The 15171-nt window shown below is 67.0% G+C and carries 13 protein-coding genes and 1 pseudogene; 5 read left to right on the top strand and 9 right to left on the bottom strand.

The window, feature by feature from the left end; all coding sequences use genetic code 11:
- Positions 1-7 precede the first annotated feature (7 nt).
- Positions 8-739 carry a dienelactone hydrolase family protein gene (locus AC5Y36_RS09770; protein WP_500040680.1) on the top strand — a complete coding sequence of 244 codons (732 nt, stop codon included), beginning with the start codon at positions 8-10 and terminating at the stop codon, positions 737-739.
- Positions 740-1094: 355 nt separating this feature from the next.
- Here the strand turns inward: AC5Y36_RS09770 and AC5Y36_RS09765 are convergent, their stop codons facing one another.
- The 9 genes and pseudogenes from AC5Y36_RS09765 to AC5Y36_RS09725 form a co-directional block, all read right to left on the bottom strand.
- Complete coding sequence (locus AC5Y36_RS09765) at positions 1095-1865, bottom strand: SDR family oxidoreductase (protein WP_500040679.1); 771 nt, start codon at positions 1863-1865, stop codon at positions 1095-1097.
- Entirely contained in the window at positions 1862-3079 is a 1218-nt protein-coding gene (locus AC5Y36_RS09760; RefSeq protein WP_500040678.1) for an acyl-CoA dehydrogenase family protein, read from the bottom strand. Before AC5Y36_RS09760 ends, AC5Y36_RS09765 begins: the two co-directional genes overlap by 4 nt.
- A 23-nt stretch (positions 3080-3102) precedes the next feature.
- Positions 3103-3918, bottom strand: a complete 816-nt coding sequence (locus AC5Y36_RS09755; protein ID WP_500040677.1) for an SDR family oxidoreductase — start codon at positions 3916-3918, stop codon at positions 3103-3105.
- A 127-nt stretch (positions 3919-4045) separates the two neighbouring features.
- The gene (locus tag AC5Y36_RS09750; protein WP_500040676.1) at positions 4046-4681 is read right to left on the bottom strand and encodes a TetR/AcrR family transcriptional regulator; all 636 of its coding nucleotides are present in this window, start codon (positions 4679-4681) and stop codon (positions 4046-4048) included.
- A 25-nt stretch (positions 4682-4706) separates the two neighbouring features.
- Positions 4707-6431, bottom strand: a pseudogene (locus AC5Y36_RS09745) (carboxyl transferase domain-containing protein); the annotation flags it as partial.
- A gap of 5 nt (positions 6432-6436) precedes the next feature.
- Positions 6437-7960 carry a class I adenylate-forming enzyme family protein gene (locus AC5Y36_RS09740; RefSeq protein WP_500040701.1) on the bottom strand — a complete coding sequence of 508 codons (1524 nt, stop codon included), beginning with the start codon at positions 7958-7960 and terminating at the stop codon, positions 6437-6439.
- Between the two features lie 28 nt (positions 7961-7988).
- Entirely contained in the window at positions 7989-8438 is a 450-nt protein-coding gene (locus AC5Y36_RS09735) for a hypothetical protein (protein ID WP_500040675.1), read from the bottom strand.
- Between the two features lie 38 nt (positions 8439-8476).
- Positions 8477-9748 (bottom strand): cytochrome P450, encoded by a 1272-nt coding sequence (locus tag AC5Y36_RS09730; RefSeq protein ID WP_500040674.1) that lies wholly within the window; start codon positions 9746-9748, stop codon positions 8477-8479.
- Positions 9745-10596 carry an MBL fold metallo-hydrolase gene (locus AC5Y36_RS09725; RefSeq protein WP_500040673.1) on the bottom strand — a complete coding sequence of 284 codons (852 nt, stop codon included), beginning with the start codon at positions 10594-10596 and terminating at the stop codon, positions 9745-9747. Before AC5Y36_RS09725 ends, AC5Y36_RS09730 begins: the two co-directional genes overlap by 4 nt.
- 81 nt (positions 10597-10677) lie before the next feature.
- Between AC5Y36_RS09725 and AC5Y36_RS09720 the strand changes: the two genes are divergently transcribed.
- Genes AC5Y36_RS09720 through AC5Y36_RS09705 form a run of 4 tightly spaced genes read left to right on the top strand, consistent with a single transcriptional unit; the run spans position 10678 to position 15170 of the window.
- Positions 10678-11466, top strand: a complete 789-nt coding sequence (locus AC5Y36_RS09720; RefSeq protein WP_500040672.1) for a FadR/GntR family transcriptional regulator — start codon at positions 10678-10680, stop codon at positions 11464-11466.
- 40 nt (positions 11467-11506) lie between these two features.
- Positions 11507-13090 (top strand): class I adenylate-forming enzyme family protein, encoded by a 1584-nt coding sequence (locus AC5Y36_RS09715; protein WP_500040671.1) that lies wholly within the window; start codon positions 11507-11509, stop codon positions 13088-13090.
- Positions 13077-13853 (top strand): class II aldolase/adducin family protein, encoded by a 777-nt coding sequence (locus tag AC5Y36_RS09710; protein ID WP_500040670.1) that lies wholly within the window; start codon positions 13077-13079, stop codon positions 13851-13853. Before AC5Y36_RS09715 ends, AC5Y36_RS09710 begins: the two co-directional genes overlap by 14 nt.
- A 48-nt stretch (positions 13854-13901) precedes the next feature.
- On the top strand, positions 13902-15170 hold the full coding sequence (locus AC5Y36_RS09705; RefSeq protein WP_500040669.1) for an amidohydrolase family protein: 1269 nt from the start codon (positions 13902-13904) through the stop codon (positions 15168-15170).
- Position 15171: the final 1 nt, after the last annotated feature.

The raw sequence follows: 15171 nt of genomic DNA, 5'->3' as shown, positions 1-15171 counted from the left end.
GGATGCCATGCCACATATCACCGACACCATCATCGATGGCGCCTGCACCGTCCAGCTGTTCACGCCCGAGGGCTCAGGCCCCTGGCCGGGAGTGGTCATGTACCCCGACGCCGGCGGGGTACGCGACGCCTTCCACGACATGGCCGCCCACCTGGCCGGATTCGGGTACGCCGTGCTGCTGCCCGACGTGTATTACCGGCACGGCCAGTGGGCGCCGTTCGACATGGCCACCGCGTTCGGCGACGCGGCCGAACGCAACCGGCTGTTCGCGATGATCCGCAGCATCACCCCGGAGTTCATGACCGCCGACGCCGTTGCGTTCTTCGACTACCTGGCAGAGAGACCCGAGGTCCGCGGTGAACGCTTCGGTACCACCGGGTACTGCATGGGCGGGCGGACCTCGCTGGTGGTGGCCGGGGGTGTGCCCGAACGGGTCGCGGCCGCGGCGTCGTTCCACGGCGGCGGGCTGGCCACCGACCAGCCCGACAGCCCGCATCTGCTGGCCGACCAGATCACCGCCGAAGTCTATGTGGGCGGCGCGGCCAACGACCCGTCGTTTACCGCCGAGCAGGCTGACATGCTGGGCAAGGCGTTGACCGCGGCCGGGGTCACCCACACCATCGAGAACTATCCGGCCGCGCACGGGTTCGCCGTCCCCGACAACCCGCCCTATGACCCTGACGCCGCCGCGCGGCACTGGGCGGCGATGCGGGAGTTGTTCGGCCGGGTGCTGGGCTGAGCGCAGAGCCGACGAGAGTGCGGGGCGCACTCCCGAGAATCTGAGGTGGTAACAGGCGCTGGAAAACGATATCGCGGGCGATATCACCAAGTGGGTGGGTTCGTGCACGCGAGCTCAACCGCCGCGCGCTGCGACGAACTTCGCGGGCCGGCCCCGTCAACCTCCGGTGTGGTTGACCGCTGGCATCGCGACGTCCGCAACGATATCGCCCGCGATATCGTTTTCCAGCGCCTATCGCCACCCGGGATTCGTGGCGGAAGTGACGGATGTGACACCGCCCTGTCCCCGGTAACCCACTCGCAGAAACATCGGGTGTGCCAACTCCCAGATCAACGAACACGCAACGGATTTCCGCTTACCCGCCGGCCCGGAACATCATCGCGTTACCCAGCACCTGACCGCCGTCGATCACCATCGTCTCGCCGGTGATCCAGCTGGCCGCATCCGACACCAGGAAAGCCACTGCCCCGGCCACGTCGTCGGGTTCACCGATGCGGCCCAGCGCGGTACCCGCCGCCACCAGCTGCTCGTGTTCTTTCCACAGCGCCTCGGCGAGCCGGGTACGCACCACACCGGGGCAGATCGCATTGACCCGCACCCGCGGTGAGAGTTCCAGCGCCAGTTGCTTGGTGGCGTGGATCAACGCGGCCTTAGTGGCGTTGTAGAGGCCGAGGTTGGCCTCAAAGCCCAGCCCGCCGATCGATGCGGTGTTCACGATCGACCCACCGTGCTCGCCCATCCAGGACTTGACCGCCAACGACGTCCACAGCAGCGGCGCCCACAGGTTGACGTCGAAGACCTTCGCGAACCGGCCGTGGTCCTGGTCGATCAGCGGCCCGAACGCCGGGTTGGTGCCGGCGTTGTTGACCAGAATGTCCACGCTGCCGAAGCGCTCCAGGGCCAGCTCCACACAACGTCGGGCCTGGTCCTCCTCCACGGCGTGCGCCGCGACCCCCAGCGCGCCCCGACCGATCTGTGCGGCCGCCGCGTCCGCACTGTCCTGCTTGCGCGAAGTCACGACGACGTTCGCCCCCGCCTCGGCGAGGCGTTCGGCGATCGCCAGCCCGATCCCACGCGACGCCCCGGTCACGATCGCGGTGCGCCCGCTCAGATCCGTCGTGGTCATCTGCCCTCCGTGTATTTGCGCAGTTCCTGACGGGCGATGGCACGCTTGTGCACCTCGTCGGGGCCGTCGGCCAGCCGCAGCGTGCGCAGGTGCGCGTAGGCCATCGCCAGCGGGAAGTCGTCGGTGACGCCACCGGCGCCGTGCACCTGGATGGCGCGGTCGACGATCTTGAGCGCGATATTGGGCGCGGCCACCTTGATCGCCGCGATCTCGGTCTGCGCCTCCTTGTTGCCGACCGTGTCCATCAGGTACGCCGTCTTGAGGGTTAGCAGCCGGATCATCTCGATGTCGATGCGCGCCTCGGCGATCCAGTCGCGAATGTTGGCGTTGTCGCTGATCGGCCGCCCGAACGCGATGCGCGAGTTGGCGCGACGGCACAGCAACTCCAGTGACCGTTCAGCCATCCCGATCGCTCGCATGCAGTGGTGGATGCGGCCCGGGCCCAGGCGTGCCTGCGCGATCGCGAAACCTTCTCCCTCACCCTTGAGAACGTCCTTGGTCGGCACCCGCACGTCGGTGAAGTCGATCTCGGCGTGTCCTTCGCGGTCCTGGTAGCCGAACACCGGCAGCCCGCGCATCACCGTCACGCCGGGGGCGTCGATGGGGACCACCATCATCGACTGCTGCCGGTGCGTCGGCGCCGTCGGGTCGGTCTTGCCCATCACGATCATCACCGCGCAGTTCTGGTGCAAAGCGTTGGAGGCGAACCATTTCCGGCCGTTGAGGACGTACTCGTCGCCGTCGCGCACCATTGACAGCTGGACATTCGTGGCGTCCGAGCTGGCGACTTGGGGCTCGGTCATCGCGAATGCGGAGCGGATTTTGCCGTCCAGCAGCGGTTTGAGGTAGCGCTCCTTGTGTTCGTCGCTGCCGAACAGGGTGAACACTTCCATGTTTCCGGTGTCAGGGGCGCTGCAGTTGCAGGCTTCGGGCGCCAGGTGCGGGCTGCGGCCCATGATCTCGGCCAGCGGCGCGTATTCGAGGTTGGTCAGGCCGGGACCCCACTCCGGGTGCGGGTGGAACAGATTCCACAGGCCGCGGCTGCGGGCCTGCTCCTTGAGTTCCTCGACGATCGGCGGCTGGAAGTGCGGGTCACCGGATTCGCGCATCTGCTCCTCATAGACCGCCTCAGCGGGATAGACATGGGAGTCCATGAAGTCCAACAGGTCCTGCTGGTATTTCTTTGCGCGATCAGTTGTTTCGAATACAGACATACGAACTCCTATCAGTTTCCTTATCAGTCATGCAGCAGCGCGCGCTGGTAGCGACGCATCCCGGCCAGCCAGCGGTCATAGTCGGCACCTTTGTGGCGGTACATCTCCAGCACCGCAGGGTGCGGAAGGATCAGGAAGTGTTCGGCGTCGAGCGCCTCCACGACGATGTCTGCCACGACGGCGGGCTCCAGCACCTCCCCCGCGGCGGTCACCGCCCGGGTCGCGAGGTCCCCCAGCGGGTCACCGGACTCCTCGCCGGCGAACAGCAGCTTGGTGTTGACCCCCATGGGGCACAGGCAGCTGACCCGCACCCCCTGGTCCCCGTAGGTGATGTTGAGCCATTCGGCGAAGCCGACCGCGGCATGCTTGGTGACCGCGTAGGTGGCACCGCCGAGTTGGGTCAACAGCCCCGCCGCCGACGCCGTGGAGACGAAGTAGCCGCCGCCACGCTGCACCCATCCCGGAACCAACAATTGTGCGGCCCGGATGTGGGCGCGGATATTGACCTCGAATGAGCGGTCCCAGTCGGCCTCGCTGACGTCGAGCCCCGGGGCGCCGGTGATGCCGGCATTGGCGAAATACAGGTCCACCGGCCCGAACTCGGCCTCGGCCAGGTCGATCAGCTGCTGAATCGCGGGGGTTTGGGCGACATCGGCTCCGGCGCTGACCGCGGCGCCCGGCACCTCGGCGTTGACTTGTTCGGCCACCGATTGCGCTGCGTCAGGATCGAGGTCGGCGACCACGACGCGGGCGCCTTCGCGCGCTAGTTTCACGGCCAGCGCACCGCCGATACCGCCGCCACCGCCGGTGACGACGGCGACTTTCTGGTCAACTTTCACGGTCCGACCATAGTTGAATCCGGACTCAACTTCAATGACTCGACGAACACCGCGCCAGATTGCATCGTCGGAGGGAAAGTACGAGTGAATCCGTCCCTGGATGCAATCTCGGCGTCGGTCATGCGGGTTACTCAGCAGCGCCCGGCAGCCGCAGCGCGTTGGCCCACAGCCGGGTCACCGTGGACACCAGCACCTCAAAGTCGGCCTCCTCGACTTCGTCGAGCACGAAGGCGCTGTAGGCCAGGCGACTGACCATGCCCGACAACGCCCGCGAGGCCAGCATCGGATCGACCGCCGCGTCAGCGCAGCCGCGAGCCTGCAGATCGGCGATACCGGCCGCGTTACGCTCGATGAAGGCCGCAGCGCGGCGAGCGCGAAACACCCGAAATTCCATGTCCACCTGGGCAACCTGCTCTAGCAGCCCCATCAGTTTGGCGTTGCGCCGGTATGCCTCCAGGTAGGCGCGATTGCTGGCTTCGAGCACCGCATACGGGTCGTCGGTGTCGCTCACCCGGCCCATCCCCGGATGCAGCATGTCCTGCTGTGCCTGCTCGAGTACGGCGGCGAAGATCTCTTCCTTGTTCGCGAAGTAGGTGTAGAAGGAACCTGTCGCACACCGGGCGGCCTTGGTGATGTCGGTGAGTTTGGCGTCGAGATAGCCGTCCCGCTCGAACACCTTGCGGGCGGCGGCGACCAGGCCGGCGCGGGTGCGCGCGCCACGCACCGTCGACGGCGGCGACCGATGCGTCCGGGTTGCGGTCATCCCCGCATCGTACCTGAATCCAGATTCAGATTTGCGTTAGTGGGCGCGGCAACCGTGCGATCCAGGCCCGCGAATCGGCGGGGTCGATCACGTCGTCGAGTTCGAAGGTGGTGGCCGAGTGCAGCGCCTTGCCGCGCTGGTAGGCAGCCTCCACCAGTTTGTCGAACAGCTGCTCGCGCTCGGCCGGGTCGGCAGCAGCCAGTTCCTTGCTGAAACCCAGCCGCACCGCCCCCTCCAGTCCCATCCCGCCGATCTCACCGGTGGGCCAGGCCACGGTGAACTGCGGGGCGTGAAACGATCCGCCGGCCATCGCCATCGCACCCAGCCCGTACCCCTTGCGCAGGATGATCATCCCGAACGGTACCGTCAGCCGGGCACTGACGATGAACAGCTTGCCGAATCGCCGCACCGCGGCATCTTTCTCGGCTTCGGGGCCAACCATGAATCCCGGGGTGTCACACAGCGAGATCACCGGTAAGGCAAACGATTCACACAACTGGAGGAAGTCGACGAGCTTGTCGGCGGCTTCAGCGTCGATCGCACCGCCGAGATGGTGGCTGTTGTTGGCCAGCAGCCCGTAGGCCACACCCTCGACACGAACCAGCGCGGTCACCATTCCGACCCCGTAGTCCGCGCGCAGCTCCAACACCGAGCCGACGTCGACGATCGAATCGATTGCACGCCGCACATCGTAGGCCCGTAACCGGTTCTGCGGCACCACATGCCGCGACAGTCTTGGATCCGGGGCCTCCCAGCCTGCGACACTGCGTCCGAAATACCCCAGGTACCGACGGGCGAGCGCGACCGCGTGCGGCTCGTCGTCGGCAACCAGGTCGACGACTCCGTTGCGGCGCTGTACCTCGATCGGTCCGATCTCCTCCGGGCGGTGCACCCCGAGCCCACCGCCCTCGATCATCGCCGGACCACCCATCCCGATGTTGGCGTCGGGCGTCGCGATGATCACGTCGCACACCCCCGCCAACGCGGCGTTCCCGGCGAAACAACGGCCCGACACCACGGATACCAGCGGCACCCGGCCGTGCAACGCCGCCAGCGCACGGAACGTCGGCACGTCGAGGCCGGCCATACCGCCCACGTCGGTGTCACCGGGTCGTCCCCCGCCGCCCTCAGCGAACAGCACAACCGGAAGTCTTCGGCGGGCGGCCAACTCGAAGACGCGATCGGTCTTGGCGTGGTTGCGCATGCCCTGCGTACCGGCCAGCACCGTGTAGTCGTAGGACAGCACCACCACCTCGGCGCCGTCCACGTGTGCCAGCCCGGCGATCAGACCGTCTGCCGGGGTGTTGGCGATCAAGTCCTCCTCGGAGCGCCGGCTACGCTGCGCCGCCAACGCCAGGGCGCCGTACTCGATGAAGCTGCCCGGATCGACCAAGTCGGCGATGTTTTCCCGGGCGGTGCGCCGATTCTGGCTGTGCCGCTTGGCGACCGCATCCGGCCTGCCGGCGTCGAGGGTGAGCCGGTGCCGGTCGCGGACTTCGTCCAGATCGGAGCGGGACGCGCCGAGGTCGAGGTCGCCGGCGGCGCCATCGGCGCCGGCATCCTCGGCCGGGGCGAAGGCCAGCACCGGCTCGCCCAGCCGCACCGTCTGCCCGGCCGTCACCAAAACACGTACGCCGCCGGCGCCGGCGGGTGCGGCCACGACATGCTCCATCTTCATCGCCTCCAGCACCACGCCGTCTGCGCGCACCGCAACGACGGTGCCGGTCATCGGCGCGTGCAGAACCTCCTCGCCGGTCATCGCAGCGCAGGCCCCCACTGCACCTCGGCGCGCAGCCGATCCTTGCGCAGTTTGCCGCTGGCGGTGCGGGGCAGCGCTTCGGTGACCACCGTGATGTATTGCGGCACCTTGAAATCCGCGAGATGTTGGGCGCAGTGTGCCAGCACCGCGGCGACGTCGACGTCCGATCGGTCACCGACCAGGACGGCGCCCACCTTCTCCCCCATCACCTCGTCCGGCACGCCCAGCACGCAGGCGTCGGCGACACCCGGCGCCGCCAGCAGGGCGGCCTCGACCTCGACGCTGGAGACGTTCTCCCCGCCGCGGTTGATGATGTCCTTGAGCCGGTCGATCAGGTGCACCCGCCCGGCGCGGTCGACCCGAACCACGTCCCCGGTGCGGAGCCAGCCGTCCACGAATGCGTCTGCGGTCGCGTCGGGGCGGTTCCAGTATCCGGCCATCACATTGGCGCCGCGCACCAGCAATTCGCCGATGGCGGGGTCGTCGCCGAACGGCAGTACCCCGATATCACCGGACGGCACCGCATAGCCGACCGAGTCGGCGTGCGCGACAGCGTCGGAATCCGGCAAGACCGTCATCAGCGACGCGGTCTCGGTCATGCCGTATCCGTTGAACACCGTGGCATCACCGAACGCGTCGCGCAGCGCCCGCACCAGTGACGGGGCGATCGGCGCGCCCCCGTACCCCACCCAGCGAACCGCTGAGACGTCGGCGCCGGAAAAAGCGCTGTGCCGCAACAACAACGCGTAGATCGCGGGAACGGTCACCATCGTCGAAATCCGTTCGGCGGCCAGCGTGGTGATCAGCTCAGGCAGGTCCAGGGCAGGCATGATCACAGCCGCTCCCCCGACGTAGGCGGCCGCCAACAGTTGTGAGTTGCAGCCGGTCACGTGGAACAGCGGCACCGAGATCAGGGTGCGCGACGCCTCGCCGATGTCGCGGGGCTGGCCCAGGGTGCGCACCGCGTTCTCGGCGTTGGTGACAAACGCCTCGTGGCTGGTGGGAACGCCTTTGGGGTGCCCGGTGGTGCCCGAGGTGTAGAACAGCGCCGCGGTGTCCGTCCTGCTCAGTCCGTCGATCAGATACGCCGGGCCGTCGGGCAGCCGGGTGCCGGGGGCGAGGTCGATGCACACGCCGGCATCGGACATCACGAAGTCCACTTCGGGTTGCGCCGAGCGGGTGTTGACGGCGACCGGGACGCCGCCGGCCATCAGGGTGCCCCAAAACGCGAGCACCCAGTCGATGCCCGCGGGGTAGCGCACACCGACCCGCCCGCCGCGGTCGAGCCCGGCCGCGCGCAGCCCGCCGGCCACTCGGCCCGCGCGCTGCCATAGCTGGCGATAGGTGAGGCGCTCACCACCGAGTTCCACCACGGCCTCGCTGTCGGCCCGAGCGTCGACTTGCGCCGCGAGCACCTCCAGCAAGGTGGCGGGCAGGTGGCCATAGTGCGGGACGCCATGCTGATCGCGGGAGACCCCGGTGGCCGGGAACGGGTTGCCGTCACGGGAAATCTCGGTCACGGGCTGCGCCGTCATGTCCGCACCCCGGTTACTCGCGGCGGCGCAGCAGGCCGGCGAGGCTTCGCAACGTCCCCCGCAGCGCATAGAGGGCCGTAACGATGCAGACCAGGATCAGCGCGATGAACATCGCCAACCAGTCGCCGCGCTGATGGTTGATGTGCCACCACACGTAGGTGAACAGCACCGCGCAGACGAACAGCACGATGTCTCGCCAATTGCCCTGATACGAGCTGGCCGCGGCACGCCAGGCCCGGGTGCGGTCGGAGGCGGCCACCAGATCGTCAATACGAGCATCGATGGTGCGTTGCAGGTCAGCGCGCCGTTGCTCCTGCTCGGCGGGTATGCGGTCGAGTAGATCGAGATCCTGTTTGATCAGGGCGCGAACGTCGGGGCCTTTGACCTGGCCGGCCAACGCCCCGAAGAGAGCGCCACCGACGACCGGCATCGCACCCAACACCATGCTGGTCAGAACCGGCATTGTCGTCGCGACCCCTTTCGCTGCGTTCCCGCGCCACCCTACGTCGAACGCGCTGCCTCGTCGCGGATATCCCCGAACTCCACTGGCAAAGCATCGATCCCGTTGATCCACGGCAGCGCGGACCGCGAGGCGTCATCGAGCTGCCTGATCTCGGGCGCGATGTCGGCGAGCGCACCGAAAACGAGGTTGATCTGCATGCGGGCGAGATTGGCCCCGATGCAGTAGTGCGCCCCCGGAGCCCCGAAACCGAGATGCGGGTTGGGGCTTCGCAAGATATTGAATTCGAATGGATTGGCGAAGACGTCTTCGTCATAGTTCGCCGAGCCGTAGAACATCCCGACCCGCTCACCCTTGGTGATGTGCACCCCGCCCAGGTCGACATCGCGCATTGCGGTGCGCTGGAATGAGATGACCGGCGTGGCCCAGCGGACCACCTCATCGACCATGGTCGACGGACGTTCCTCGACAAACAGCCGCCATTGGGCAGGATTGTCGAAGAACGCCAGCATCCCCTGCGAGGTGGCGTTGCGGGTGGTCTCATTGCCGGCGACCATCAGCATCATCACGTAGTAGCCGAACTCCAGGGCGGTCAGTGCCTCCCCGTCGATCGTCGCGGTGACCAGGGCGGTGGCAATGTCGTCTCGGGGGCGGGCTTTCCGGTCTTCCGCCAGCTGGTAGGCGTAGCCCAGAAGTTCGGCGGAGGCCCGCATCCCGTCAGCGATGGCCTCCGGATCACCGGTGCCGCCGGCCAGCAGGCGGTTGCTCCACTCGAAGACCTGCGCGCGCTCGTCTTCGGGCACCCCGATCAGCTCGCAAATCGTGGTCAGTGGCAGCCGAGACGCCACATCGGTGACGAATTCGCCGGTGCCGCGGCCGGCTGCATCCGCCACGATCGCCCGGGCCTGACGGTCCAGCGAATCCTGCATTCCCGCAATCACCCGGGGGGTGAATCCGCGAGAGACGATCCGGCGCAGTTTGGCGTGCTGGGGCCCGTCGAGGAACAGCATCACGTTGTTGCGGCTGGCTTCGTGGACGTCCGGGTTACTGGTGGTGCTCGTCCGGATCAGCGAGGTGTTCTCGTGTGAGGAGAACACCTCGTCCTGCAGCGAGACCGCTCGAACGTCCGCGTGTTTGGTCACCACCCAGTAGCCCTCGTCGGGGTAGCCGGAGGCGCCCAAGGGCTGTGCGTTCCACCAGATCGGTTCGGCGGTGCGCAGGAGGGCGAACTCCTGGTGCGGAATCCGCTCGGCGATCAGTGCGGGGTCGGTGAAGTCGAAACCCTCGCGCAGCAGGCGGTCAACCTGTGTCATGGTGCTCCCTCTCCCAGCGGTTCCCACTGCCAGCCACCCTCGGTACTGCTGACGTAGCCGCCCGTCGGCGCGGCGAAATGTGATCCGAGCAGCAGCGCCCGCTCCTCGGCGACACGACGCAGCAGCCACTGTCGGCTGGCCATCGCCCCGGCGCGGTCGGCATCGGGCACGGTGACGACGTCGGTGTCGCCGATCTGGACCGGATGGTGAACGACGTCGCCGCTGATGTAGGCGACCGCGCCGGCGGATTCCACGCGCACCGACACGTGTCCCGGGGTATGGCCCGGTGTCGGCACCAGCCGGATGTCGTCGGCGATTCGATGATCCGTGTCGACCAACCGCAGCTTGCCGTGTTGTTCCAGCGGTTCGACGCACTCCGCGGGCGCCCGATCTTCACCGGTGAACTCGCACCAGTGTTGGTGCTCGGTCGCACTGAGCAGATAGTCGGCGTTGAGATAGGTCGGCACCCACCGCCCCGCCCGCTCCGTGGTGTTGCGACCGGCGTGATCGCGGTGCAGATGCGTGCACACCACGGTCGAAATGTCGTCGGGCCGAAATCCCGTGGCGGCCAACGACTCCTCGTATCGATCCGGGATGCCCCGCGGACGCAGGAAGCTGTCGGGAAAGCAGGTGTCGACGAGCACGAGTGCCGTCGCAGACTCGATCAGGAAGGACTGGATCGCCATCAGGATGTTGCCCGCGGTGTCGACGTAATCCGGTGCGAGGCTCGTCGGAAAGCGGGCGGGTGCGTTGCTGAGCAGCCGAGCCGGCGGGATCGGGATGACCGCCTGCAGAACCGCATGGATCCGAACGTCACCGATAGTCCAGTGCTGCACGTCGATCGTCACCCTTCTCGCAGGGCGATCGTATGACACAAATCATTTGGATTCAATGCTCCGTCGGCGGTGCGCATCTGGCACACTCGACCTGTGGCAGCACCGACCGTGCGATTCCGGCGGCTCGCCGAACAGGTGGCCGATGAGCTCCGTCGGCGCATCCTGTCCGGACAACTCACCGACAACAGTGTGCTCCCCAAGGAGGACGAGTTGCTGGTCGAGTTCGCGATCAGCAAGCCCTCGCTGCGCGAGGCCATGCGGATCCTGGAGGCCGAGGGCCTGGTCACGGTACGCCGCGGTAAACACGGCGGCGCAGTCATTCATCGCCCCACTCCAGCGAATGTCGCCTACACGATGGGCCTGGTGCTGGGCTCCCAGCAGGTGAGCCTCGCCGATGTGGGCACCGCGCTGCTGCAAGTCGAACCGGCATGCGCGGCGCTGTGCGCTCAACGATCGGATCGAAAAAGCACGGTGGTGCCGATTTTGCGACGCCTGCATGAGGAATCGGTAGCGTCCGTCGATGATCTGCAGCGCGCTACCTCGGCCAGTCGTCGCTACCACGAAGCGCTGGTCATCCATTGCGGCAATGCCACCATGCTGGTGATGGCAGGGGCGCTCGAAGCGCTGTGGTCGGCTCACGAGCAAAGCTGGTCAAGCCAAGTCACCGACCACTCGACGGTGCCGGTGTCAGAACGGCGCGCGGTGTTGGAGGACCACCGTCAGGTGATCGACGCGATCGACGTCGGAGATGCCCAACGGGCTCGAGATCTCGCCGCCGCCCATCTGCGGCACGCCCAGCACTACCCCGGTTGGTCGGGGGTGGTCGATCCGGCGATGATCCGCGCCGGCGGCCTTCCCGCGTCGAACAGCAGCGAACGCTAGGTGAGATTGACCGCTGGCCTTATTTCCATATGATTTGTTCATGATGGAGCAGGCCGACGCGCAGCGGTACCGCACCGCCGGATGGTGGACGGACGCGACCATCTCCGACGCGGTCTCGGTCAACGCAACCCGCCACCCCACCCGCAGCGCGTACCTCGACCATCCGCGGGCCTCCCTGACCTGGGTGGACTTCGATCGCTGCGCCACCGCCCTGGCAGCACAGCTGTCCGGCCTGGGCCTCTCACGCAATGACCGAGTCGCCGTCTGGCACGGTGACACCGGCGCGCTGCATGTCCTCTACGTCGCGATCGAGCGCTGCGGCGCCGTCGTCGTCGGTATCGGCGCGCGGGCCGGCGCGCGGGAGGTCTCCCACCTGCTGCACCTGACCCGACCGCGGCTGCTCATCACCGACGAACAGCGCACCTCGCAGGCGGCGCAGGTCACCGGCGATACGCCGGTGCGGGTTCTGCAGCGCGACGACAGCGATGACCTGACGCTGGGCGCCGACGTGACGCCCCGTCCGGCTGATGTCTCCGCGGCGCTCGGCGCCGACGACGTGTTCTGGATCAATTCCACCTCCGGTACCACCGGGCTCCCCAAGTGCGTGGTCCACACCCAGAACCGCTGGCGATACTTCCACCAGAAGGCCGTCGCGCACGCGCAGTTGACGCAGGATGACATCTTCCTGCCGGTGATCCCCGCCCCGTTCGGCTTCGGTATCTGGACCACTCACAGCACCCCGATCTACCTGGGCGCCACCACCGTCCTGCTGGAGCGGTTCACCCCCACTGCTGCCTGCGCCGCGATCGCCCAGCATCAGGTCTCGGTGTTGTGCTGCGTGAGTACACAGCTGTCGATGCTGCTCGCCGACAGGGCTTGCCGCGACTACGATTTGAGCAGTCTGCGGGTCGTCTACACCGGAGGCGAAGCGGTGCCGTTCCGGCAGGCAGCCGAGTTCGAAGAACTCACCGGAGCAACGATTCTGCAGTTTTACGGATCCAACGAAACCGGTTTGCTCAGCGGAACCACGCTCAGCGACACCCGCGAGCGCAGGCTACGCACCGCCGGGCGGATCGTGCCGGAGATGTCGGTGCGACTCTTCGACGGCGACCTCGATGTCACCGCCACCGGACGCGGCCAGCCCGCCTGCCGCGGACCGGCCACCAGCCTCGGTTACCTGGGCGGAACCGATCACGACGCCTTGTTCACCCCGGACGGCTGGATGCGGATGGGCGACATCTGCGAGATCGACGCCGAGGGCTATCTGACCGTGACCGGCAGGGTCTCGGACTTCATCGTGCGGGGCGGCAAGAACATCAGCGCCACAGAAGTAGAAGACGCCGTCACCACCCATCCCGCCATCGCCGTCGCAGCCGCGGTGGCGATGCCCGACCCGGTGTTCGGCGAGAAGGTGTGTGTCTACGCGGAATGCGTCGGCGGCCAGCATGTCGACCTGCCCGAACTGACCGAACACCTGGTGGCGCAGGGTTTCTCCAAAGAGCTGCTGCCCGAGCGGGTGATCGTCCTCGACGAGCTGCCCCGATCGTCAGGCGGCAAGGTGGCTAAAGGTGAACTCCGCGAACGTATTCGCACTACCCTGGGACGTGATCATGAGCGCACGTGACGAGATCCGGGCGGGCGGTGCCGCAGTCTGGTCACCCTCGGTGGTCCCACCCATCGGTGTGGACCTCGGCGAGGAACAAGCCCTCGCCGTCGCGTTCCGCCACCTGGCCGCCATCGGCTTCGCCGAGAACATGGCCGGCCACATCACCTGGCAGCCCGACGACCAGACCGACATGCTGGTCAACCCATGGGGCCTGTGGTGGGCCGAGCTGACCGCCTCCGACATCTGCCGAGTCGACGAGGACGCCCGCGTCGTGCAGGGCCGCTGGGACGTCACCCCGGCCATTCACATCCACACCGAGCTACACCGGGCGCGGGCAGACGCCCGCGTGGTGATCCACAACCATCCGTACTATGTCAGCCTGCTCGCGTCTCTGCATACCCCGCCCGAGCTGGTCCACCAGACCGGTTCACTGTTCCTCGACGACCTGTGCTTCGTCGACAGCTACGACGGTGAAATCGACAGCGCCCCGCGCGCCCGGGAGCTCGCCGAGCGCATCGGCGGCGCGAACCTGGCCATCCTTGCGTCGCACGGGGTTATCGCCATGGGGCGCACCCTGGCCGAGGCGGTGTACCGGGCCGCCACCATCGAACGGGTATGCAAAATGGCCTACCACGTCATGTTGACCGGCAGAACACCAACACCCATGAAGCGCTCCGACATGGCCGGTATGCAGGCGTCGCTGATCGAACGTGCCGCCGACGTGTACTGGGCGGGCGCGGCACGCATGACCATCAAGGCCGACCGTCATGTGCTGGAGTAGGCCCACCGCCGGACTTTCGACACTCTTTCACCGAATCGAGGTCTGTAGATGAAATCGATCGACGAACTCAGCGCCGACCTGAGCTTCACCACCGCCAAAGCCGGTGCCGAGCGCACCGTGACGTTCCTGCCCGAGCCGCCGCGCGCACCACGTCGCTACACGGTGATCTCGGTGGACGATCACATCGTCGAACCACCGGACACGTTCGAGGGCCGGGTGCCGCGCAAACTGGCCGACCGGGCGCCGAAGGTCGTCGAGACCGAAAACGGCGGCCAGACCTGGATATACGACGGCCAGTCACTGCCGAATGTCGGGTTCAACGCCGTCGTCGGCCGGCCGGTGTCCGAATACGGTTTCGAACCCGCCCGATTCGACGAGATGCGCCGCGGCGCGTGGGATATCCACGAACGCGTCAGGGATATGGATCTCAACGGCGTCTACGCCTCGCTCAACTTCCCGTCATTCCTGCCCGGATTCGCCGGTCAGCGGCTGCAATTGGCGACGACGGATCGCGAGCTTGCGTTGGCGTCGGTGCGGGCGTGGAACGACTGGCACCACGACGTGTGGGCCGGCTCCTACCCTGGCCGCATCATCCCCTGTCAGTTGCCGTGGCTGCTGGATCCGGTGCTGGCCGCGACCATGATCCGCGAGAACGCGGAAAGAGGCTTTCACGCCGTCACCTTCAGCGAGAACCCGGCCCTGCTGGGGTTGCCGACCATCCACTCCGGCTATTGGGATCCGATGATCGCGGCGTGCGCGGAGACCGGCACGGTCGTCAATCTGCACATCGGGTCATCGGGTGCGGCCCCGTCCACCACCGACGACGCGCCACCCGATGTTCAAGGCGTCCTGTTCTTCGCCTATGCCATCTCCGCCGCGGTCGACTGGCTGTACTCCGGGTTGCCCAGCCGATTCCCTGACCTGAAGATCTGCCTGTCCGAGGGCGGGATCGGCTGGGTCGCAGGACTTCTGGATCGGCTCGATCACATGCTGAGCTATCACGAGATGTACGGGACATGGAAGGCCCTCGGCGAAACCCTCTCCCCCGCCGAAGTGCTGCAACGCAACTTCTGGTTCTGCGCGGTCGAGGACCAGTCGTCATTCGGCCAGCATGAACGCATCGGGACCGATCACATCATGCTGGAGGCCGACTATCCGCATTGCGACTCCACCTGGCCGCACACCCAGCGCGTCATCCACGAGGAGATCGGCGATCTTCCTCCGGACGTCATCCGGAAGCTGACGTGGGAGAACGCGTCTCGGCTGTATCAGCACCCGGTTCCGGTGGAGGTCCAGCGCGATCCGGAAGCGTTCTGAG

The sequence above is a fragment of the Mycobacterium sp. NGS50 genome (assembly GCF_059812545.1).
Note: the sequence above shows the minus strand (reverse complement) of the source record. Positions and strands in the feature narration are given on the sequence as shown.